The sequence below is a fragment of the Exiguobacterium sp. SH0S7 genome, from assembly GCF_004337195.1.
Lineage (GTDB): Bacteria > Bacillota > Bacilli > Exiguobacteriales > Exiguobacteriaceae > Exiguobacterium > Exiguobacterium aurantiacum_A.
The window spans coordinates 12072-32285 of the sequence record NZ_SJVA01000005.1 but is presented as its reverse complement, the minus strand read 5'-3'; the positions used below and the strand labels follow the sequence as shown (position 1 = coordinate 32285).

General features: G+C 48.4%; 27 protein-coding genes. 17 read left to right on the top strand and 10 right to left on the bottom strand.

From position 1 onward, the window contains the following. Positions 1 to 51: 51 nt before the first annotated feature. From EVJ22_RS09635 to EVJ22_RS09625, 3 genes are all read left to right on the top strand, one after another. The gene (locus tag EVJ22_RS09635; protein ID WP_131443821.1) at positions 52 to 1047 is read left to right on the top strand and encodes a helix-turn-helix transcriptional regulator; all 996 of its coding nucleotides are present in this window, start codon (positions 52 to 54) and stop codon (positions 1045 to 1047) included. Positions 1048 to 1268: 221 nt separating this feature from the next. Then, positions 1269 to 2129 carry a metal-dependent hydrolase gene (locus tag EVJ22_RS09630; RefSeq protein ID WP_131440611.1) on the top strand — a complete coding sequence of 287 codons (861 nt, stop codon included), beginning with the start codon at positions 1269 to 1271 and terminating at the stop codon, positions 2127 to 2129. Positions 2130 to 2137: 8 nt separating this feature from the next. Next, complete coding sequence (locus EVJ22_RS09625; RefSeq protein WP_131440613.1) at positions 2138 to 2896, top strand: DUF817 domain-containing protein; 759 nt, start codon at positions 2138 to 2140, stop codon at positions 2894 to 2896. 37 nt (positions 2897 to 2933) lie between these two features. Here the strand turns inward: EVJ22_RS09625 and EVJ22_RS09620 are convergent, their stop codons facing one another. Next, the gene (locus EVJ22_RS09620; RefSeq protein ID WP_131443820.1) at positions 2934 to 3341 is read right to left on the bottom strand and encodes a hypothetical protein; all 408 of its coding nucleotides are present in this window, start codon (positions 3339 to 3341) and stop codon (positions 2934 to 2936) included. Between the two features lie 299 nt (positions 3342 to 3640). Here EVJ22_RS09620 and EVJ22_RS09615 point away from each other — a divergent pair, with 299 nt between their 5' ends. From EVJ22_RS09615 to EVJ22_RS09605, 3 genes are all read left to right on the top strand, one after another. After that, on the top strand, positions 3641 to 4054 hold the full coding sequence (locus EVJ22_RS09615) for a hypothetical protein (RefSeq protein WP_131440617.1): 414 nt from the start codon (positions 3641 to 3643) through the stop codon (positions 4052 to 4054). A 383-nt stretch (positions 4055 to 4437) separates the two neighbouring features. Continuing rightward, positions 4438 to 5298 (top strand): ABC transporter permease subunit, encoded by an 861-nt coding sequence (locus EVJ22_RS09610; RefSeq protein ID WP_199749329.1) that lies wholly within the window; start codon positions 4438 to 4440, stop codon positions 5296 to 5298. Next, on the top strand, positions 5298 to 6356 hold the full coding sequence (locus EVJ22_RS09605; protein ID WP_131443819.1) for an ABC transporter permease: 1059 nt from the start codon (positions 5298 to 5300) through the stop codon (positions 6354 to 6356). The genes EVJ22_RS09610 and EVJ22_RS09605 overlap by 1 nt, the downstream gene beginning before the upstream one ends. A gap of 36 nt (positions 6357 to 6392) precedes the next feature. Here EVJ22_RS09605 and EVJ22_RS09600 read toward each other — a convergent pair whose 3' ends face one another. From EVJ22_RS09600 to EVJ22_RS09590, 3 genes are all read right to left on the bottom strand, one after another. After that, complete coding sequence (locus tag EVJ22_RS09600) at positions 6393 to 6836, bottom strand: hypothetical protein (protein WP_131440621.1); 444 nt, start codon at positions 6834 to 6836, stop codon at positions 6393 to 6395. A 2-nt stretch (positions 6837 to 6838) separates the two neighbouring features. Next, positions 6839 to 7255 (bottom strand): NAD(+)--rifampin ADP-ribosyltransferase, encoded by a 417-nt coding sequence (gene arr, locus EVJ22_RS09595; protein WP_131440623.1) that lies wholly within the window; start codon positions 7253 to 7255, stop codon positions 6839 to 6841. A gap of 130 nt (positions 7256 to 7385) precedes the next feature. Continuing rightward, positions 7386 to 7754, bottom strand: coding sequence for a GNAT family N-acetyltransferase (locus tag EVJ22_RS09590; protein WP_131440625.1), 369 nt, complete (start codon positions 7752 to 7754; stop codon positions 7386 to 7388). 180 nt (positions 7755 to 7934) lie between these two features. Here EVJ22_RS09590 and EVJ22_RS09585 point away from each other — a divergent pair, with 180 nt between their 5' ends. Next, on the top strand, positions 7935 to 8462 hold the full coding sequence (locus EVJ22_RS09585) for a Rossmann-fold NAD(P)-binding domain-containing protein (protein ID WP_131440627.1): 528 nt from the start codon (positions 7935 to 7937) through the stop codon (positions 8460 to 8462). Between the two features lie 60 nt (positions 8463 to 8522). Beyond that, entirely contained in the window at positions 8523 to 9185 is a 663-nt protein-coding gene (locus EVJ22_RS09580; protein ID WP_131440629.1) for a hypothetical protein, read from the top strand. A gap of 67 nt (positions 9186 to 9252) precedes the next feature. Here EVJ22_RS09580 and EVJ22_RS09575 read toward each other — a convergent pair whose 3' ends face one another. After that, positions 9253 to 10101: a GGDEF domain-containing protein gene (locus tag EVJ22_RS09575; protein ID WP_158625522.1), complete on the bottom strand. Its 849-nt coding sequence runs from the start codon at positions 10099 to 10101 to the stop codon at positions 9253 to 9255. A 151-nt stretch (positions 10102 to 10252) separates the two neighbouring features. Here EVJ22_RS09575 and EVJ22_RS09570 point away from each other — a divergent pair, with 151 nt between their 5' ends. Further along, positions 10253 to 11161, top strand: a complete 909-nt coding sequence (locus tag EVJ22_RS09570; protein ID WP_131440633.1) for an alpha/beta fold hydrolase — start codon at positions 10253 to 10255, stop codon at positions 11159 to 11161. Positions 11162 to 11288: 127 nt separating this feature from the next. On the opposite strand, the gene EVJ22_RS09565 is transcribed toward EVJ22_RS09570, so the two are convergent. The 5 genes from EVJ22_RS09565 to EVJ22_RS09545 all read right to left on the bottom strand — a co-directional run bounded on the left by EVJ22_RS09565 (position 11289) and on the right by EVJ22_RS09545 (position 14771). Further along, positions 11289 to 12512 (bottom strand): MFS transporter, encoded by a 1224-nt coding sequence (locus EVJ22_RS09565; protein WP_131440635.1) that lies wholly within the window; start codon positions 12510 to 12512, stop codon positions 11289 to 11291. A 114-nt stretch (positions 12513 to 12626) separates the two neighbouring features. Continuing rightward, positions 12627 to 13100, bottom strand: coding sequence for a hypothetical protein (locus EVJ22_RS09560; protein ID WP_233589670.1), 474 nt, complete (start codon positions 13098 to 13100; stop codon positions 12627 to 12629). Between the two features lie 53 nt (positions 13101 to 13153). Beyond that, positions 13154 to 13570 carry a group-specific protein gene (locus EVJ22_RS09555; protein WP_131440639.1) on the bottom strand — a complete coding sequence of 139 codons (417 nt, stop codon included), beginning with the start codon at positions 13568 to 13570 and terminating at the stop codon, positions 13154 to 13156. 285 nt (positions 13571 to 13855) lie between these two features. Beyond that, positions 13856 to 14302: a hypothetical protein gene (locus EVJ22_RS09550; RefSeq protein WP_131440641.1), complete on the bottom strand. Its 447-nt coding sequence runs from the start codon at positions 14300 to 14302 to the stop codon at positions 13856 to 13858. Between the two features lie 13 nt (positions 14303 to 14315). Then, complete coding sequence (locus EVJ22_RS09545; RefSeq protein WP_131440644.1) at positions 14316 to 14771, bottom strand: helix-turn-helix transcriptional regulator; 456 nt, start codon at positions 14769 to 14771, stop codon at positions 14316 to 14318. A gap of 271 nt (positions 14772 to 15042) precedes the next feature. On the opposite strand from EVJ22_RS09545, the gene EVJ22_RS09540 reads away from it, so the two are divergent. The 8 genes from EVJ22_RS09540 to EVJ22_RS09505 all read left to right on the top strand — a co-directional run bounded on the left by EVJ22_RS09540 (position 15043) and on the right by EVJ22_RS09505 (position 20212). Next, positions 15043 to 15330 carry a hypothetical protein gene (locus tag EVJ22_RS09540; protein ID WP_131440646.1) on the top strand — a complete coding sequence of 96 codons (288 nt, stop codon included), beginning with the start codon at positions 15043 to 15045 and terminating at the stop codon, positions 15328 to 15330. After that, positions 15314 to 16060: a hypothetical protein gene (locus tag EVJ22_RS09535; protein WP_158625521.1), complete on the top strand. Its 747-nt coding sequence runs from the start codon at positions 15314 to 15316 to the stop codon at positions 16058 to 16060. The genes EVJ22_RS09540 and EVJ22_RS09535 overlap by 17 nt, the downstream gene beginning before the upstream one ends. A gap of 84 nt (positions 16061 to 16144) precedes the next feature. Beyond that, a complete protein-coding gene (locus tag EVJ22_RS09530) occupies positions 16145 to 16873 on the top strand; it encodes a DUF2750 domain-containing protein (RefSeq protein WP_158625520.1) in 729 nt (242 codons plus the stop codon). A gap of 138 nt (positions 16874 to 17011) precedes the next feature. Then, a complete protein-coding gene (locus tag EVJ22_RS09525; RefSeq protein ID WP_233589669.1) occupies positions 17012 to 17446 on the top strand; it encodes a DUF2199 domain-containing protein in 435 nt (144 codons plus the stop codon). 14 nt (positions 17447 to 17460) lie between these two features. Continuing rightward, positions 17461 to 17913 carry a hypothetical protein gene (locus EVJ22_RS09520; protein ID WP_131443817.1) on the top strand — a complete coding sequence of 151 codons (453 nt, stop codon included), beginning with the start codon at positions 17461 to 17463 and terminating at the stop codon, positions 17911 to 17913. A 321-nt stretch (positions 17914 to 18234) separates the two neighbouring features. Further along, complete coding sequence (locus EVJ22_RS09515) at positions 18235 to 18744, top strand: GNAT family N-acetyltransferase (protein ID WP_131443816.1); 510 nt, start codon at positions 18235 to 18237, stop codon at positions 18742 to 18744. A gap of 178 nt (positions 18745 to 18922) precedes the next feature. Next, complete coding sequence (locus EVJ22_RS09510) at positions 18923 to 19717, top strand: hypothetical protein (protein WP_131443815.1); 795 nt, start codon at positions 18923 to 18925, stop codon at positions 19715 to 19717. A 12-nt stretch (positions 19718 to 19729) separates the two neighbouring features. Then, on the top strand, positions 19730 to 20212 hold the full coding sequence (locus tag EVJ22_RS09505) for an SRPBCC family protein (RefSeq protein ID WP_131440657.1): 483 nt from the start codon (positions 19730 to 19732) through the stop codon (positions 20210 to 20212). Positions 20213 to 20214: the final 2 nt, after the last annotated feature.

Here is a 20214-nt window from a genome sequence, read left to right as displayed (position 1 = left end):
TAATGTCTGTTTATACATCATACATATAGAGAACTGAAAGGGGATTAAACCGTGAACAACCGAGAACGGTTACTCGAGGTGAGACGGTTTTTCGAACGCCACACAGATGACAATCATCCAAAGACGTTAGAAGACTTGCTCGAATATTTATCGACAATTGGAGATACTTCTAAGTTAGCAAAAAAATCGGTGAAAGACGACATCCAAGCATTGACCGATTCGGGGTTCGAGGTGCAGGATGAGCTTGAAAAGAACGGTCTCGCCAAAAAATACTGGCATTCGGCCCGTCTGTTTGAAATTCATGAACTTCGCATGATGGTCGATGCGATCGTCGCGGCCAAGTTCATCTCGGAAGATGTGACGGAAAGTATCGTCGAGAAGCTCCAGAAGCTGACGAGCATCCCGGAAGCAGAGACGCTCCAATCAATCATCAAGACACCGAAGAAAAAGCATGGACAGATCCCGTACCATATCGACCGCATCCAACGGGCGATCCAAGAACAGAAGGCGATCTCGTTCCAATACACGGACGTCGTCGGCTTCGACGTCACGAAACGCACGTTCCCGCTCCGCCGTGACGGCGAGCGCTACGTCGTCAATCCGATCGATCTGCACTGGAACCATGAGCAGTACTATTTGATCGGCATCGACGAATCGATCGGGGAGATTCGCAACTATCGTGTCGATCGCATCGTCAATTCGGAAATCGTCGAAGACGACACGCCGCGCCTGAAGCATCATCTGGCGGACGATTACTTCCAAAAATCGTTCAACATGTATAACGGGCTCGATGAGGAGATCATTCTTGCCGTCGATGAGCGGGTGCTCCCGGTCATCTTCGACAAGCTCGGGGAAGATGTATCGATCACACGTGAAGAGGAACGATTCCTCATCCGCTTCGACGCGGCCGTATCAGACGGTTTCGTCTTCTGGCTCCTGTCGCTCGGCACGCAAGTCGAGGTGCTCGAACCGGTCACGCTCCGCGACCATATGCGTGAAACGATTGAGTCGATGGCAGGCCGTTACGCCAAGGAGAGCATCCACTAAAACGATTGATTTGAAACTGTGATATACTGCTTGCGACACTTGTAGAAGGGGGACAGGCGGATGTTGAATTGGATGCCTTTAATCATTCCGATTGTCGCTGTCATTTTTGTCGCCGTCGTCGCAAGACGCGCCATGAAAATGGACCAAGAGAAATAAAGCACGGACGGACATCCGCCTCGCGATGAGGGGGATGTCTTTTCAAAACAGAAAGAAGGTGTTGCATGGATACGATCACACATACGTTGTTCGGTTTGACGCTCTACGGGGCGGCCGACAAACGGGAACTACAAAAAAATGAAAAGCGGGCGCTGTTCGTGACGACGCTCGTCGGGAGTCAGATCCCGGACAGTGACGTCATTTCGCGGTTATGGGACACGGAAGGGATGTATCAGATGTGGCACCGCGGCATCACCCACTCGATTTTCCTCGTGCCGCTGTTCGCGTTACTGATTTACATACTCGTCCGCGTCTTGTTCAACGTGACCGATGTCCGCTATTTCTGGTGGGCGCTCTTATCCGTGTTCATCCACAATACGGCCGATTTGTTCAACGCCTGGGGGACCGGTTATTTCGAACCGTTGTCCGACGTCCGGGTCACGTTCGGCGTCATCCCGATCGTCGATTTCGTCTATTGGGGGATTTTCCTCGTCGCTTGGCTGATCGCGCGTCGGGCGGACGTCCGGCATACGGTGTATCGCTACGCTTGGGCAGCCATCGTTGTCCACGTCTTGATTCAAAGTGCGCAGGGTGCGTACTTGTATCAGACGTACGCCGCCGAGCATGAAGAAGTGGCACTATCGGCCTCGTTCATCCCGACCCAGTTCACGGTCGTTACGAAAACGGACGAAAGTGTCTCGATCTTCAGTGACTCGATCTACCAGACACCTGAGCTCGAATACGAGCTGACGAGCGCGGACGATGCGGACTTGACGCCGCTGTTTGATGAGAATAAAGAAGCGATCACGCTCAAACAGTGGTCCCCGTTCGTTGTCGTCGTCGAAGAGGATGAACGTCTTGGTCTATACGATCCGCGTTTCTTTGACGGTGAGTCGTCATTCCTCTATGAATACATCGAATTGTAGGTGACATCATGCGACGGCTACGTTATTTGTTCATCTTCGGTTACGAACAGGCGCTCAGTTGCATCTTCCCGGTTGCGATCTTCGGCGCGCTCGCGCTGACGAAATGGCTCGACTTTCCGCTGCCACGTTATGACGTGCTGCTCATTTGGTGTCTGCTCGTCCAAGTCGTGCTCGTCAAGACAGGGCTCGAGACGATGGAAGAACTGAAAGTCATCAGTTGGTTCCACGTCATCGGTCTCGGCCTTGAACTGTTCAAAGTACAGATGGGGTCGTGGAGCTATCCCGACGAGGCGCTGACGAAACTTTTTGGTGTCCCGCTTTACGCCGGCTTCATGTATGCGAGTGTCGGCAGTTACGTCGTCCAGTCGTGGCGCCGGCTCGACCTCGAGTTTTTGAAGATGCCCCCACCGCTGATCGCTTTCGGGCTGGGCATTGCCATCTACTTCAACTTCTTTTGGCACCACATTTGGCTCGATTTGCGCTGGCTGTTGATCGGACTCGTCTTTCTCGCGTTCGGTCGGGCCATCGTCACGTATCGGCTTGACGACCGCCGTTTCACGATGCCGGTCGTCGTCGCTTTCTTTTTGATCGCCTGCTTCATCTGGTTCGCCGAGAATATCGTCACGTTCTATAACGGTTGGGCGTATCCGAATCAGTTGAGCGGCTGGGCACTCGTCGACCTCGGCAAGTTGTCATCGTGGTTCTTGCTCGTCATTATCAGCATCTTGCTCGTGGCGTGGCAGAAGCGGCGTCAAGGTCTCTCGTGAAAAACGTGTGCAACCGGAATCGGTCGCACACGTTTTTTTAGGTCGTTGGTTGTTTGGAGCGGGCAATCATATGGACGATGAATATATAAAGCGGGAACGTCAATACGAGCGCGATGATGACGAGTCCGATGGCGGGACTTGGCCAGGCTGCTTCGCTAGGAGCAGGGATGACACGCGTCCAGCCGTATGTGAACAGCGCCAAATAAGGGAGCCATGAAACGTACAGGGATAGGTTCCATGTTGAAGGTGCAAGTCGCCTGATGCGTTTGACGATGACCTGTGTGAACAAGACGAGTGAAGCAAGACCGATAGTAGCGATGACAAGCATATAAACATTATCCATTATCAAATAGAGCCGTCCACTGTTGGCGAGGAGTTGGATGTTCAAAAATAGTAGGACCGCTAGCAAGATGGAGATTGTTTGTAATTTAAGAAAATGGGTCATAACAGTCTCCTTGGAAATGAAGAATTGATGAAACATTATTCAGAAGAGCTCGTATAGTATGGAAGAAGTGATTAGGTTGGCATAATTAACTGCGTTTTGGTTTGTTGGATTCATGTGTGTGCTCTCGATGTTTATTATGCATCCTAGTGGCGGAGCGAGCGCAAACTGATGAAATTGTTGGGAGCCATGTTTAGTATTCTCTTTACCATCATGTGTTTCCTGCTTGCCATTCCGGATACACATAGTCGATATATATTCAAATGTTTTCTCCTACACACTGAAGAATAGGTAGTGATGGCATGATTGATTTTATTGGTTTTTGGTGCATCGCGCTCGCACTCATTGGTGCGACATTGATGTATTATGTCCAGTGGCGAAAGGAACGGAAAGTTGCAAAGCTGTTTGCGTCCATAGGATCGATGCTATTAGTGGTTCTCGTGTTACTCATGATAGTCCCTGATACGTATGACCGGGCGAGCGGTCGGTATAAAACGGAGACGGGGTCGTGTTATGTCGTTGATAACGGGGCGAGAGCCCGTGATGTCGACGTCTATATGAATGACATACCGTATGAGACGCGCGTCCGGCCCGATATACCGTACGGTCCGGGAAATGAATTTGATTGCAGTGTTACGTTGACGCAACAATTGAATACGCTCGTCGATTATGAGTTACGGTCTGAGGACGGTAACGTTCTGTTTTCGACATACTGAAGTATTCCTTTCAAATGGGAATACTTTTTTTAAAGGATAATATGTAGTAGGCTGCTTTATTTTGTGAAATGCCTATAAGTCCCAGCACTGCTATTGGTTACGATTAGATGTTACTCCGTCTTAAATGCATAATTTTCGGAATATTGTTTTTATTTCTATATGGATTGTGATAGAATCATAACAGTGTCTATGGATATTTTTTACTTTCGTATCAATGATATGCTTTATTTTGGTTTGGCTTCTTTATTTCCGATAAAGATTTTTCGACTAGATGTTCCTTTCATAAAGAACACAACGGTTAGAAAATCCCATGGCTCATTGCTTATTTGCGAGACCAACGACCTCATCAAAAATCGATTTATTTTTAGAAAGGGGAAGACATGATGAATTTGATTGCTCAAAAATCGGCTCAGTTTTTCATCACACTGTTTGTGTTGATTGCGATCAGTGCCTTGCCGTCACTCGTCGTGCAGCTCGAGTTCGTGCCATCGAGTTACTGGAACGGGCTGCAACAACAATTTAGTCAGTTGGCGAAACTTGATGAGATTACATACTTCAACGTAACCGCGCAACGAGAATTACCGTTATTGCCTGCACTCGGTCCGCTCATGAAAGAGACGGTCATCATCTTTATGACGTCGCTTGTCGTTTCGGTCGGGTTCGCTCTTCTGTACGCTTATTTCTTTTATCGAAGCGGGAAGCGCGTGCGCACGGTGCTCCAACATACGAGCCAGACGCTCGAGATGATCCCGGATTTATTTTGGCTCATCTTCTCGCAATTCCTCGCCATCACGATTTACAAGAAGACGGGGTTTGATCGGATTGAAGTCGCAGGCGGGTTTGCCGAATACATACGCTTTTTGCCGATTGTGACGTTGACGCTCACCATCCTGTTCTTCTTCCTCAAATGGTTGACGAAACACATCCTTGAGGAGGAAGCGACGCTGTTTCTCGAGCTGGCGCGGGCCAAAGGCGTCCGACCGGCCGCCCTGTTCTGGAGACACTTGCTCCCGAATTTGGTGTATCGCTTCTATCTCTTTTTCCGCTCGAACTTGATCACGGTATTATCAAGTCTTTTAATCATCGAATATTTATTTAACGTACAAGGGATTTTCCGTTTCGTCGTCTATAATCCTGTCATGCCGATCCTACTTGTCATCTTGTTGGTCGTCTATATCCCAATCTTTATATTGGATTTACTGGCGGAATGGCTCATCCCGAACGCTTGGAAAGGAGGGATTTGATGCGTCGTACACTCCTACGTGACCCAATTTTTATGATCGGTTTTATAATTTTTGTAAGTCTGCTGTTACTCAGTATCGGGAATACCGTGTTCCGTGATGGGCAAGTCGATCAATTCCTGAACCGTTACTCTGACGAGGGCCGCTTGATCGGTATCCCACCACTCGAACCATCTAAAGATCAATGGCTCGGAACCGACCGGGCCGGGAATGACTTGTTCCAAATGATGATTGAGGGCTTTAAGTGGACGGTCGGTATTTGTGCGACGGTCGCGCTCGGACGGATGGCGCTCGGCCTATTGGTCGGGATCCCACTCGCATTTCGCGGGGCACGTCTGAACCGAATCTTCAAAATGGTGTTAGATGGATTCTTGATTCTGCCAATCTCGTTGTTGGCCATGATGATGTTATTCCCGTCCTTTTTCTTCGCAGACTCGACGATGGTGCCGCCGTTATTAGACCGCGTAACGCTACAGTTGACGGTCTTCGTGGTGCTAGGATTGCCTGCCGTCACGCTCTATTTGACTACAGAGGTACGGCAATTACTTAAACAAGAGTTTATGATCGTCGCCGAGACGTTAGGCGGCAGTGTCTGGCATCGGACAAGGCGGCACTTGTGGCCGCACCTCGTCCCGACGTTGGTCATCGTCTTCATGCAGCAATTTGTGCAAACACTGATGTTGCTCATTCATTTATCTTTATTCGGGGTCTTTTTCGGAGGAACCGTCTTCCTGTTTGAAGGGGTCCGACCGACGCTGTTTGAGTGGTCGTCGATGTTCGGTTTTTATTTCACGCAGTTTACGGCGACGACATGGATGACGAACCATATGTTTCTCGTTCCAGCGATTGGACTGTCCCTGCTCGTTTTCGTCAGTAACTTGTTAACGAGCCGGCTCGAGCGGGCGTTCCGGTTACGGCGTCAAGAAGTAGTCTTCACCGAGGCGACGATGTCTGAAGCTGAGGCGGCAGCGGCAACGCTTGAGGGCCCGTTCACACTCATGCATGCGAATACATCGTTTCAACAGATGAATCAAAAGAAAGCGGATGGCATCAGTAAGTGATGTCATCCGTTTTTTGCTTTTAAAATGATATAGTTTTCATTTCCCAGGCTGTGATTTTACTTGCTCCATCCATTCATCAAGTGTGTCATAGTCGATTTCTCCTGATTTCGCCGTGTGAAAGAAACCGTGGTACCTGAGCGTGTTCTCGCTATTGATGATGAATTCATCGAGCTCGTCCCCGTCCTCATCGTACAATGTGACACGGTACGAGTACCCCATATAGCCGAAGCTAGGTTTTCCTTTTTGAAACGTGATGTCACTCAGATTACGCATGATGGAGTCGATATCACGCTGCTCGCTTAATGAGACCTCATAGCCGCTCTGACCGTCAAATACATGGATACGGGACACTTCCGACGGGGATGTCGTGATGACCCGCTGCGGGATATACGTCGTCGCGTACAGCAACCCGAGCACGAGACAAGCGATTGCAAGGCGTTGGCGTTTTGTGTGTGGTTTCTTAAAAGGATTTTCCCACATGCTCAATCGTCAATCACATCTTCTCCAGTTTGCCGCAGTTTCTCAAGCGAGACGAGCATGTGCGCAATCATGTCGTCAGGATGTCGCTCCCAAGCACCGAGTTCGGCCACGACTTTGAGCGGGGCGCTCGAGCGGTACGACCGGGTTGGATTGCCGGGGAAGCGTTTGTCCGTCAAATTGGGGTCGTTCTCGAAGTCACCGGTCGGTTCGACGAGATAAACGCGCTCACGGGCATCTCCGCTCGCCAGTTCCGCTCCCCATTTGGCGGCATCGAGCGTCGCCGTGAAATAGATATAGTTCGATTGCTTGTCTTGATAGTTCGAGTTGCGTCGAGGTTCCAGCAACTCTCCAATCTTCAGTTCGGCTTTCGTGCCGTGAAAGAACGGGCCAGGATCGAGTGGTTTCGTTTCATTCGTCATGAGGCATCTCTCCTTTGGTCATGTATCCAAAGTATAGTGGCTGAAATTAGGAGAAGGTAGTCTGTTTTTGGTTTAAAAATCACGATATAATGAAGCTAGGAAGAGAGGCTCGCTCTTCCTTTTTCCATCTCTACAATTGTTTTCGGAACGAATAACTGGTGATGGTGTAGCCCATCTTTTCGGTATAAAATCGGTGCGCCTCGGTCCGGGCGAGCCCAGACTCGAGCGCGACACACGTCGCTCCCTGATCACGGGCATACTCGTTGACGAAATGGAGCAACCTCTCGCCGTATCCGTTTGAACGATGCGTAGCACTCGTGACTAGATCATAAATGAAGACGTGTTTCCCGAGATACAGGTTGACGCGAAGCTCGATGCCAGCCAGCGAGACGATGGTGTCGTCGGCGTATAGCGCATACAGCTCATAGCCTTGCGTTTGCATCGCGGCGACGAGTTCGCGATAGGTGTCTAGCGTCAATTCGGTGCGAAGCTCTTTCATGACAACGAACGATTGGTCGAGTGCGAACGGCGTCTCAATTGGTTTGATCGAATAGATGGTAGATTGAATTGGAATCAGTCCTCCTTGACTTGAGGTGAGTGCTATCGTTCAGTTCGCTTTTATAATCCACTATTCCTGTTCGAACGTGGAATACGAAATGAATCGAGAGGAGGGGAAACAATGAAGCATGCGTTGGTGATTGGCGGGAGTGGAATGCTGGCTGGAACGGTCCGTTGGTTGGAAGAGGTTGGGTATCACGTGTCCATCATCGGACGTGATGCCGAGAAAATGAGACGATTGACCGAGCAATCGCCCGACCGACTGTCTGCTATATTGGTCGATTATCAGGACAGTTTGCGTCTGCAAGAAGCGCTACAACGTTCGATTGCGGTCCACGGGGACATTGACCTGGTCGTTGCCTGGATTCATTCGGACGCGGCTGACGCGTTGCCGAGTGTGTTGTCAGCACTACGCGGGGGCACGGACGTATTCCATGTTCTCGGTAGCCGCGCCAATTCTAACGTCGTAAGGAGCGGGTTGGTGCTGTCTGAAGGCGTCCGCTATCGCCAAGTGCAACTCGGTCATCAAGTCGTGAATGGGGAGCGACGCTGGTTGACGCATGAAGAGATTGCCGGAGGCGTGGTCGAGGCGATTCAGCAGAATAAGTCACATCACGTCGTTGGAATCGTAAATGAACAAAATGAGTGACTCGTCATGCCATATTAGTTTGAGGATGACACTAATCCATACATATAGAGGTGCAGCAATATGAAAATTTTAATCGGCCAACCAAAGCTGGAACAACATCTAGAGCAATTCATCCACGACATCGAGATGAACCCGTCCGTCGATCTCATCCTTTATCCGGAAGGGTATTGTAAACTTACGCATCTCGATACAGTCAGCGAGCTAGCCAATCGTTTTAAGACGGCTGTCGTGATGGGGTATCGCGATGCGCAACAGAAAGACCGGGCACTCATTATGAATACTCGAGGCGACATCATGTTAGATCGCGCTAAAACGCCCGAAACGATGGCGCTGTTCACCCCGTTCACCGTACAAGACGATGACCTTCGATACGGCTACTTGCTTTGTCGTGAAATCTTCATGGGACTCAACGGGCTAAAGGACGACTCGTCGTTACAGATCATCTTCAATCCGATCGGTGTCGGGATGTTTAGTGAAGATCAATATCTAGACTGGTCACAAGAAGCGAAAAAGATTGCCATTCAACAGCAAGCGATTATTTTAGGGACAAGTCATGCGGACGGTTCCTATCGAAACTGTGGTCACTCGATTCCGATCGCTTTCTTCTTTGATGAGACGGGCGAGCCAATTTTGCTCTCGAAAGATGATACCCGCACTCGGATTGTCGATACGGTGCAAAAAACAGTTGAAGTACTTGATTCACCTATCAAAACGACTTATTGAGCGAGATTTCATTCAGTTAAAAAGACCTTGAATGACCACTTGTACCAAGTGATGCTGATTCAAGGTCTCATCGTACGTCCGGGCCAGTTGCTGATGCTTTAGAGAGGATTTGCTCGACGACCGCATTGCAATTTTCTCGACTCACTTCATAAAACGTGTCCTCATACGTCAATCCAACGTGTTCGCCGCTCTGCAATTCATATTGTTCGAGCAGTGGGCGGATGCGATCATGGACGACTTGTGCAGATTCAGGTGATGTATACGGGAAAATGATAGCGAACGTATCGTGTGCGATCCGATATTTTTGATCGGTACGTCTTGTCGCCATGTGGAGTTCGTCACTGAAGTAATTCAAAAACCATTCATATTCGGTCCGTCCATAACGTTCCTCGAAATGCGTGAACTCGTGCAGCTGGATAAACGAGACCGCGAAGGAACCACCGTGGCGGATGAGACGGTCTCGTTCTGAGTTGACGTCCATCCGAAACCGTTCGGCGTTGTCGAGCCACGTCTCGGGATCGACGGCAATCAGTTGCCGGGACCGTTCTTCTAGCTCGTGTCGTGACAACTGGACCTTCTTCACGAGTTGATGAATGAGGCCGGACACGATAGACATGGTGAGGAGGAGAGCTGTATAGCTAAGCCCTTTCCAGTTGAAAAACTGAACTTCTCCTTCTTGATAGATAGGAGCGAACCACAAGAAGTAGACAAACAAGAATGCCAGCAAGGCGACAGAAAACGTCAATCCTGCCCGCATCCCAAAGGCGAGAGAGGCCATGACGATGATTGGTAAGATGACTAATCCGATGACTCCGACGTCACTCATCAAGAGTAGAGACACGTATAGGATGGTGCCGATGATTAGGCAAGATATGAGCCCGAATAGTTTAATTGATTCTTGAGTCCATTGATTCATGATCATTCCTCTTTCTGAGTTCGTGTTGTCCCATGTTTACGGAAATTCCTCGTTCATCTAGTAATAGTATAGACTAAACTATTGATTATAGACTAAGCAACAGAATTGGTCTCTGAATTTATCCCAATACTTTTTAAAAGCGAGGTGACTGATGAAGCGATTCGTAAACGTGTTCGGGAAGAAACTTGAAGTGATGACAAAAGGTGAGCACGGGTTTCCGATTGTCATCTTAACTGGGATGGGGTGCGCATTTGACGAATGGCACGAGGTCTCGGAAAAATTGAGTAAGGCGAACCGAGTGATTCTATATCATCGACCAGGAATCGGAAGAAGTGAGCCGAGCGAAGGCAAACGTAACACGGAAGCAACCGTACGAGAACTAAGGGAACTTTTGGACGTCTTACAAATTACTGAGCCCCTCGTTTTATTGGGACATTCATATGGCGGATTGTGTGCGCAGCATTTCGCAAAACGTTATCCAAATGATGTGGCTGCACTTATTCTCATCGATTCCACATCACATGACCTGGACAGACTCGACACGTTAGATTTACCTGTCATGAACGATTTATCTTCAGACGAAGATTGGCTGAAACAATGCCAGGATTATGCGGAACGAACCGAAACCGAATTGATACAGCCAACGCTAGCACCGAACCAATCAAAGTTGCCAGTGGACGTTCAAGCCGAATTAAAGGGGTTTGTCTGTCGACCAAACTTGTATAAAGTGATGCTGGCCGAAGTCGAGAGTTGGTATGACGATGCCCGTCTGATCAAACGATTAGGTAACCTGTCAACCACACCTCTTTACGTGATTGGGCGCGACGCTGACTTCGAGGTAGACAGAGGGAAGGCGGACGGTCTGCCTGAATCCGAGTTACGACTTTTAGAAGGAACTTGGGGTCAACTCATTCGCGAACAGACGACTCTCTCTGCGGACAGCCGACTCGTGATTGCAGAGCAGGCGTCACACGCAATCCATTTAGATCGTCCAGACGTCATCATTTCGGTCGTGGAGGAATGCTTGTCTCGTTTGAAACCGAGTAGACAGTTTGAATAAGGACTTATTCAGTATAATTTTAGATTCATATAAAAACCGGGTGATCGAGAAACAACTATCGATCACCCGGTTTTTCTATTCTAAATGTAAACGAAGTACGATTCTTGCAAACCCGTTTCATAAAATATCACGACACATTTTTTTCATCTATGTTCATTACATACAGCGCACGTTTAGACCGTTCCCGGACAACGCGAATGGTGATGAAGCCGACGAGTAAGAATGCGAGCGAGAAGGCGATATACGTCGAACGAATCCCGACATATTCAGCGAGTAGCCCGATGCCGAACGTCAACCCGATAATCAAGATTGATTCCGCTACATTGATCACCCCGGAGAAACGGCCCATCAGGTCGGTCGGGACGTTGTTTTGATAAAACGTCAAGAAGCCAGTGTTCCCGAACGACAGAGCGAACGTCAATATGAAGAAACCGATTGCGGCGACGGTGAACGATTCTGAGAAGGCGAATATGAGATAGCCGACGGGTGTCATGATGGCACCGAAACTGATTAAGAACGGTAACGTCATCCGAGCACTGAACGTCGCATTGATGATAGAGCCGGCGATAATCCCTGCTCCGGCGACACTGACGAGAAAGCCGTATCGACTCTCGGAGAAGTCGAGCACTTGCGTCGCGAACGACGCCTCGAGCGAGTCGAGCCCAGACATGAAGATCGTCATGACGCAGAACAGACTGTAGACGAGCGTGACGTAACGCCGCGTCGACGCAAAGCGGACGACTGCTTTCCAGTCCTCGATAATCATGTGCAAGCTGAACACCTCGACTTCATCTTTCGGGGTGAACAACGTCGGCAGGAGGGACAAGATACCGACAGAAATGAGGAGTGCTGCTGCATTCAACTGAATGGCGAGCGTCGGTGTGCCGATCATGAACAGGATTCCGGCGATGGCCGGTCCTAAAATGAAGCCTGCCGACTGGACGAAGTTTTTCAAAGCGTTGAACCGTTGGCGGTCGCCGCTCGACACGAGCTTCGTCATATAGACGAGCGAAGCCGATTCAAAGATTGAGTTCGCAACGTTCAACGCGAAGACGAGCACATAGATGATTGCAAGCGAGTCGATGAAGGCGAGGCTGAAGACGACTGCTGCGCGGAGTGCGTCAAGCATTATCATCAAGCGTCGCGTGTCGGCACGGTCAATGACCGTACCTGACCAAAAGTTCGCGCAAAGGGCCGCGAGCGGGACGAGGATGTATAAAACAGACACGGCGAACGGTGACTGCGTCATGTCAAGGACGATCAAATTGAGGGCGATGAAATACACCCAAGCGCCCAAATTCGAGATGCCGACGCCGGTCAGTAAGAGTATCGTATGTTTCCAAGTGTGCATACAGATCGTCCCCGTTCAAATAAGATTTTGAACAGTATGTCACAAAAATGATTGTCATGCTAGAAAAATCAAATATTTTCTTTTTATTGGTTTACGATTTTCGGTTTAGAAGTATTATTTTGTGGCGTTGAGTAATTCGATTTTTAATACACTCGTCATTCCCGATCGATCTTTCATCAGGATGACTGAGATTAAATCCTCTTCAGACAAGTCAGAAAGTTGGATGATTTTATCCTGTCGATAGATGCTCACCTGTTCTTCCACAATCTCATATCGAAGCGTGCCTTGATCAGTTGCGTCATCGAACGACATCTTTTGGACTTCAATAGCATCGTCTTCAACTTCTCGTACTTCTGCATAAAATGTTTCAATGTCAGACGGTGAAAGGACCCAGATATCTTGTTCATACGCTTTGTAGGCGTCGGTGTATCCTGCAACATAACTGATCAAGACGCTCACGACTATAGTGACGATGAATAAGACAACCGCAAGTTTATCAGGCGGTGCGATGGCGGCACCTTGGCCTGGATTTGATTGTACAGTGTTAGTTCGACGTCGTTTGTACACTGTGAAATAAATCGTGGCCATAGTTATGATATAAAGCAGAATGATAAATCCTACGACCAAATAAATTGGGAAAATCATAGAGAATCCTGCTTTACGTATACCGTTGCGTAATGGGCGGCGATATGTGAAGGGATGGCCTCGAGCGGCCCTGTCAATTGAGTGACAGAGGATAGATGATAAAACGTACTCGTCATCTCGAAGTCGTTGAACCCATTCGCTCCATCATGGATGAACAGTGGTACGTCCGCGCCGAGGGCGATCCCGAGTTCGACGTGGCTGCTCTTCCCGGCCGGCAGCAAGATGACGACAAAATCAGATGTACGAATCGCTTCGAATTCTTTAGCGCCGATGTCTCGCAAGTCCTCGATTGTCGCTGCTCGTTCATTCATGGTCCAATCGTATGTATGGGTGTGGCCTTGTTCGATGAAATGGTCCCGCAATTGCCGGACGTGATTGATGTTATAAAAACCGGACCCGATGTAAAACTTCATAAGTGGCCTCCTAAATCGTGTTCATGTTGTATGCGACGACTCGCCATAATAGAAATAGAAACGCGAGAGCATAGGTTGTGAGCAAGCCGATCCCGAAAGTAATGCCTTGTCGTCGCGTCCACTTTCGACTGTGGCATATGTGAAAGCTGAAACCGGTGGCCGAAATGATGAGCAAGGTGGCTGTACCGCCTATCCAGACGAATCCAGCATGCGTCCAGTTCGGAGCGAGTAGAAAGTAGGGAATGGCAATCAGCAGGCTTGAAGATCCGATGAGTTGCGCTCTTGTCATAGCCGTTCACGTGAAGCCGTCATTGCGACCTCGTGGATGATGAGTAACAGAATCGCGATGAAGAAAGTGATCAATGAGACGTATTCCGCTCCGACGTTCAAAAAGAAGTTGAGGCCGAACAACGGGGACACGAATAGAATGTAGAGCGGGTATTGGATTGAAAATAAAGCGTCCAAAAGAAGGATGTCACGCATATACGTCTCGAAGCTGTTCAATGTGAAAACGGTGACACTCGCGAACAGGAGTGCCGTGATAAACAGCTTGGAAACCTGATTTCGTAATAAACAAGTTCCTAGTAGACAGAAAAGGAGCGCGACTGAGGCTGCGGCATGCAGGGGACGAATCGTTGCGTCGGGGAAGGTGGCCGATGGGATAATGTTCACTATTAACGCGATGACATAAACGACTGACAACGTCACGATGCATCTTTTATTAGTTTTCACGATTTGACTCCTTTCATACGTCTTGCGCTAGTTTGGCCAACAGGAGTGTGGCTTCTTCTACGTCGAACGAGCTGTGCCACCGGACGTTTTGACGATCTAAAATCCGGTAATGCCCGCTAATCAGGTTTTGTTGCAACACATAATCTCCTTCTGTTGCGGTTTGCTTCCACCATACACGACCACCGAGTGTCTTTGACTTCGGTTCGTACGAGACGTCTTTGGCGATCAGTCTGACGAACTCGACTGGGTCGTCCCCGATTTCGCTCAAAAGAATCTCGCTATCATTAAACAGGGCGCACAATGTGACGATCGTGCTCCAGTTGGCGATGGTCCGCTCTTTTTCGATTTGAATGAGCGTCTTTTTGGATAAGCCTAAGATGTCAGCCATCTCTTCTTGAGAATATTGTCGTTCCAGACGAACCGTTTTTACTTGTTTCGATACGAGTTGGATGAAATCCGATTTGTTCATCGAGCACCTCTTTGCTTGAAAGCATTAACCCTTTTCTAGGTGTTTTATTTACAATTAGTTACAAGTGTAATTTTACACTAAGCATGAACAGTGTCAATGCGATTTCTCATTTTATGTATATAATTCGGAATCATCCTTGCTATAAAATAGATGAAGTTGGAAAGGGGAATGAGTATGACGAAAGAACAGTTGATTGCGTTGTTACCCGTTTCAGAGACGGAAGTTCAGCTCGTGGATGTAGTGGGAATCACTTTAATTTGGAGGGAATCACGTGGAGCTACGTTTGCCTAAGCGAATAAATCCGTTTTTCTGGTCGATGTTTCCGTTTGTTTTTGGGCTGGTCGGTTATTATCAAATTTTTATCAGTTGGGAGATTCCACAGTTTGGTTTTCGTGAGCTTGAAGACGTCTGGCGATTGGCTTTCATCCTATTCACGAGTTCCTGTGAGTCTGCCTGGATCATTGTCATTTTATGGATTGGGATTCAGTTGCTGAAAAAATGGTTTAAGTCAGCCAAACAAAAAGGAGTGAAACGCGATGACGATGAGCGGATCACATAACCGGTTACTTGATGCCGACTTGTGGAGCGGGACACTCATCACGCTGCATCAAGCAGACGACGCTACCATCGTGACGTGGCGAGGCGAAGAAATCAAACTCGCACTCGCATTGACAGATCCGTTCATTCGCGTGATGGATGAAACCACATTTGTGCTTGTCGACTTCACACGCGATGACTTGCGACCAAACGCCTGGGTCGTTCGAGCGGACGGTTCCATCGAGACAAGTTTTCACGCCGGTACGTTTATCGCGTCCATCGTCGTCGATGAGTCGGGTATTTGGGTCGGCTATGGAGATGAAGGAATCTTTGGCGAGGGGATATCGACCGAGGCGCTCGTCTGTTTCTCAAGAAGCGGAGACGTCTTGTTTCGCTATAACCACGACACGCGTAAAGCCCCGATTATCGTCGACTGTGAGTTGATGATCGCGACTGCCTCTGGCGTTTGGCTTTGTCCGTCCATTTGGTATGACTTGATTCATCTTCATCGTGACGGTCGACTCGTCACATACCGGACGCCGAAGATGCTACATGACAGCGAGGCGATGACGATTGAGGGTGAGACCGCGTATTTCGTGAAAGAAGGCGTACTGTATCGCTGGGCGTTCGGTCTGCGGAAGAAGGCGGTCGCATGTGGACAGCTTTCAGGAAAACTACGAGGCGTCCACGATAGCGAAGGTGCCGGTTTCCTTCAAATCGACGGAACGGATGTAACGTTTCTTCGTGTTTGAAGCGTTAAAATACCAAAGCAAACCACGAAAAACGCATTCCCTCTTTTCGCCAAAAAAAGTATACTCATGTTATTGAATGACGAAATGAGTAATGCAATGCGAATCGAAACAAATCTTCCAGAATTTACGTTAGAAACAATCGAAGCGGTCGAAAAAGAGCTCGGGAGTCGTTTTCCGAACGAACTTCGGGAGGCGTGGCGACATGATAGTAAATTCGAGGTCGGAGAGTGGTTCTTTTACCCGATTAAAGACGAACGCTTCTTCAACAAAACGTGGGACGATACCATCCGTGCGAACAGGGACGAGCGCGGTTTGCCTGAACACTTTATAACGGTCGCTACGAACGGGAGCGGGGACGAGCTCGGCTTTTTGACTTCAGACGTCGAGACGATTTATGTCTGGTGGCACGAGACGGATGAACTCGAACGAGTGGCTGATTCAATCGAGGTGTTCGTCGAGGTGACTCGATTGGAGTCGGACGTGATTGAGACGTTCTGTGAACGTGTCAATGAAAGCGAGACGGTGTTCGGGTTGTCGGCAGAAGCGAATGACGGTTGGGCATATGCGCCCTCGGTCATTGAGGAGACAGACGTATTGCTGTTCTTTTCGACTCGTGAACGTGCACTTTCTTGCAGAGTAGAGGAATGGGACAACTATCATGTGATTGAGTTACCGCTCGATTTATTCATTGCGGCTTGGTTGCCGAATATGTCAGAGGACGGGTTGTTATGCGGGTTGGACTGGCCTAGTGACTTGAAAGGGATGGAATATGATCCCGAGACCGTCCTAGAAGCCATCGAAGAAGCAGAATAATTTTATTTCACATACCGCAATTGTATTTGTTTTTTTAAGAAGAACGCATAAAATGATGAACTGTTTCAAACAGAAGCGCAAGCATAGCGCGAGTGTGGCCAGACGCCGATCGACACACCGCTTGGATACGGCTCGCTCATGCCGACCTATATCGAGGATTTCTCAAAGAAAGACATGAAGCGGCGTGTCTTTTTGACCGAGGGCATCTGCGTCCTAGACGAGGAACATTTCTTTGTGAATGGTTGCCTCGAACTCCAGATTATCGGAGAGGACGACGTCTTCACTTGGAACGTCTGGGTATCGCTCAGCGCTGATAACTTCTTTCGGATGTTTGATGCGTGGGAAGACCCGGCTCGTGTCGGACTTGAACCGATGTTCGGCTGGTTTTCGACAGACTTGCCCGATTATCCGGATACAATTAATTTGAAGACGAATGTCCATATCCGAGAGGTCGTGATGCGGCCGTTCATCGAATTAGAGCCGACTGATCATCCGCTAGCCGTTGAGCAGTGGGAAGGCATCACACGTGAATGGATTGAAGAACTAGCGCGTATTGTGGAAAGCGACGTGTGAGAGGAGAGCCCAATTTGAATGATTACACGGTAGGGAATATTTTTGAGCTGTACTCAGGAAACGAGGTTCTTTCGGCGGAGCAACAAGCGATGATGGATTGCATCAATGCATACGTTGAGGCAAAACAGTTCAAACAGCTCGAGTATTACCTTCAACAGACCCAGGGTATCGAACAGCTGTTGATTGACCACGTGATGATGGACCCGACTGATAAAAGCCGATGGGACTGGCTCATTGGGTATAATTTAATTGAAACAATCGAAGATTTTGCACGGGTGAACAGCTTCGCTCTCACCGCCTATACATATCATCCGAATGATACGTTCTATTATGCGCTCGCCTTATATTGGACGGGATGGAATAACTTTGTCATCACGGATGAGGACGTCGCCTTGGCAGAGTCGCTCATCGAACAAGGACCGGAAGAAGTGAGTGGCTTGCTTTGCATTGCGTTGGCGAAAATCTGAAGCAGCACTGTTATCAACTCGCCATCGAACGCTGTCCTTGGACACCAGAACCTTACTTATGGCTCGGGAAGCGCCACCTTTATTCTAATTCTGCAGAAGGAAAGATGCTCATCCAGCAAGGACTTGACCGAGTGAAGGATACATGGGGATTCGATCAAAAGGGGCGCTGGTTCAATACGGGATCACAATATTTCAATCCCACCACGTGGCGACAAGACACCATCGCTGAGCTGCTCGGTCTAAGCATGTCCCATGACGAGTATAAAAAATATGAGCGGATGATCAATAAAAAATAGTCACTTTTAAGAATGGAGCATTGGAATGAAAGCAATCTCTTTAGCCAAACCATCAGATGTGAATGCAATCGAACAACTGTATCTCGCCTGTAAAGACGATTTGCTCCACAGACAGATTTTCCAATGGGACGACACGTACCCGAACCGCGCCTATTTCGAGGATTGTATCAAAGAAGGCTCTATCTATATCATGAAAGACGGTGAGCAGTTGCTCGGAGTCGTCGTAATCGATGAATTACAGTCGCCGGAATGGAGAGAAATCGACTGGCGTCACGATAACCCGCTCGTCATCCATTCCTTGATGGTACATCCTGAGGGGCAAGGCAAAGGTCTCGGAAGAAACGTGCTCGAGTTCTCGGAACGATTGGCTGTCGAGCGAGGCTATGCCAGTATCCGGCTCGACAGCTTCACAGGGAATGAAGCAGCTTGCAACTTTTATAAGCGGCACGGTTACGTCGAACGCGGAAACGTCCATTTTGATTCGAAACCGAAAGGGCATGAACGGTATGTCTGTTTTGAAAAGGAGCTTGTCTAAATCATGCAATGGTCTGCCGTCACGGTTTGGCTTGAACGAAGTCCAAAATATGTTTCTATGAAAAGGAAATGGGCTACTATACCGATGTAAGAGAACTGAGTCGGAGCAACTCAAAGGGGCTACATACACGAGGGGACGTCGAACAGTCATCAACATGACAAGAAGGGGAGATTCAACGATGTGGGATCAAACAACGAAGTTACTGATGAAAAAGGCAAAGAAACATAAAAAATGGACCGAAGGCGTTTTTGTCAATCCGGTCTATTGGATGGTAAACGAAACGCCATACTACATGGCAGGCTTTACGCGAAACAATCAATCGGTGGCAAGCGCCTACTTTACAATCGGGGATGAGAAAGTAGACGAAGTACTGATTGCGCAGCCAAACCTGTCTTATTTTGCCGATTTAAGCGGCAACCTATCTCAGATGGCGACGGAACGCTTAAACATTCCGATTACTTTTTACACGAAACCGTTAAGCATACCGGTTGTTAATGCGAGTCCACAAGTTCAGCAGGGGAGAGACGCATTTGAAGATTTTTGGGAGGTTCAACAAGCGTATAACCAGGTGCTTCGTGACTATACGGCGTACTATAACGATGACGTATTGATCCGAAAACACATTACGGACACGGATTTGACTAAGATTAAAGAATTCGCCGTGCTAGCAGACATCTATCAACATCAAACGTTGAAGATTTTAACGAGCCAGGGTGAAGCCATTCAAGCGTTCGCGGCGTTTCTTGAAAACACACAAGAGTGGTCAAGTCTGTCTCGAGAAGAAAAGAAATTCATCAAAGGGATTGCGGTCGGCAAAGAAAATATGCAGAAGAACATGGACGCTTTAAACGTGCTCGAAGCCAATGATTTTGACCAAATGGTTAAGTTGAATTATGACCACTTAATTAATAAAAATAAAGCAATCATCGAGGGGCAACGACAGTATATCCGTTATCCGAAAGGGATTTCTTAAGGGAGATTTGAGGTGAAACAACTTGAAGTAGCTACATACCACATGACAATTGACGCACCAATCGACCATGTTTTCTCCTGCCTCACAGAAGATGAACATATCGTCAAATGGAACGATCATTTGATTGAAAATATTTATGAGGATGGGGACGCGTCACTCGTGACGGGGAAACGGTTCATCTCGGTCCAACAGTTCGAGAAGAAAGAGATTCGGGTCGAATCCGAATTGACGTATGTGAATCGCCCTTATGAGTGTGAAGTGCTAGCGATGACGAATCAGGGAATATCGACGTCTACTTATGTGCTGACCGAGACCCCGAATGGGACGGACGTAATAATTCGCCTCACACTCATCCCATCATCATGGCTGTACTCCTTGTACGTGAAAAGCTTTGCTTGGGCGATTCGGCTCATTTACGACGATCAGTTCAAACAATTTCGGATCTATACGGAAGCGAGCGCACCGAAGCAGCCTTCCGTTCAGGGGGCGGAGTGACA

Bases quoted from the DNA above. Each gene is read 5' to 3' on its own strand.
- EVJ22_RS09630 (WP_131440611.1), top strand. From the start codon at position 1,269: ATGGATACGATCACACATACGTTGTTCGGTTTGACGCTCTACGGGGCG.
- EVJ22_RS09625 (WP_131440613.1), top strand. From the start codon at position 2,138: ATGCGACGGCTACGTTATTTGTTCATCTTCGGTTACGAACAGGCGCTC.
- EVJ22_RS09620 (WP_131443820.1), bottom strand. From the start codon at position 3,341: ATGACCCATTTTCTTAAATTACAAACAATCTCCATCTTGCTAGCGGTC.
- EVJ22_RS09615 (WP_131440617.1), top strand. From the start codon at position 3,641: ATGATTGATTTTATTGGTTTTTGGTGCATCGCGCTCGCACTCATTGGT.
- EVJ22_RS09610 (WP_199749329.1), top strand. From the start codon at position 4,438: ATGAATTTGATTGCTCAAAAATCGGCTCAGTTTTTCATCACACTGTTT.
- EVJ22_RS09605 (WP_131443819.1), top strand. From the start codon at position 5,298: ATGCGTCGTACACTCCTACGTGACCCAATTTTTATGATCGGTTTTATA.
- EVJ22_RS09600 (WP_131440621.1), bottom strand. From the start codon at position 6,836: ATGTGGGAAAATCCTTTTAAGAAACCACACACAAAACGCCAACGCCTT.
- arr (WP_131440623.1), bottom strand. From the start codon at position 7,255: ATGACGAATGAAACGAAACCACTCGATCCTGGCCCGTTCTTTCACGGC.
- EVJ22_RS09590 (WP_131440625.1), bottom strand. From the start codon at position 7,754: ATGAAAGAGCTTCGCACCGAATTGACGCTAGACACCTATCGCGAACTC.
- EVJ22_RS09585 (WP_131440627.1), top strand. From the start codon at position 7,935: ATGAAGCATGCGTTGGTGATTGGCGGGAGTGGAATGCTGGCTGGAACG.
- EVJ22_RS09580 (WP_131440629.1), top strand. From the start codon at position 8,523: ATGAAAATTTTAATCGGCCAACCAAAGCTGGAACAACATCTAGAGCAA.
- EVJ22_RS09575 (WP_158625522.1), bottom strand. From the start codon at position 10,101: ATGAATCAATGGACTCAAGAATCAATTAAACTATTCGGGCTCATATCT.
- EVJ22_RS09570 (WP_131440633.1), top strand. From the start codon at position 10,253: ATGAAGCGATTCGTAAACGTGTTCGGGAAGAAACTTGAAGTGATGACA.
- EVJ22_RS09565 (WP_131440635.1), bottom strand. From the start codon at position 12,512: ATGCACACTTGGAAACATACGATACTCTTACTGACCGGCGTCGGCATC.
- EVJ22_RS09560 (WP_233589670.1), bottom strand. From the start codon at position 13,100: ATGGCCACGATTTATTTCACAGTGTACAAACGACGTCGAACTAACACT.
- EVJ22_RS09555 (WP_131440639.1), bottom strand. From the start codon at position 13,570: ATGAAGTTTTACATCGGGTCCGGTTTTTATAACATCAATCACGTCCGG.
- EVJ22_RS09545 (WP_131440644.1), bottom strand. From the start codon at position 14,771: ATGAACAAATCGGATTTCATCCAACTCGTATCGAAACAAGTAAAAACG.
- EVJ22_RS09535 (WP_158625521.1), top strand. From the start codon at position 15,314: ATGAGCGGATCACATAACCGGTTACTTGATGCCGACTTGTGGAGCGGG.
- EVJ22_RS09530 (WP_158625520.1), top strand. From the start codon at position 16,145: ATGAGTAATGCAATGCGAATCGAAACAAATCTTCCAGAATTTACGTTA.
- EVJ22_RS09525 (WP_233589669.1), top strand. From the start codon at position 17,012: ATGCCGACCTATATCGAGGATTTCTCAAAGAAAGACATGAAGCGGCGT.
- EVJ22_RS09515 (WP_131443816.1), top strand. From the start codon at position 18,235: ATGAAAGCAATCTCTTTAGCCAAACCATCAGATGTGAATGCAATCGAA.
- EVJ22_RS09510 (WP_131443815.1), top strand. From the start codon at position 18,923: ATGTGGGATCAAACAACGAAGTTACTGATGAAAAAGGCAAAGAAACAT.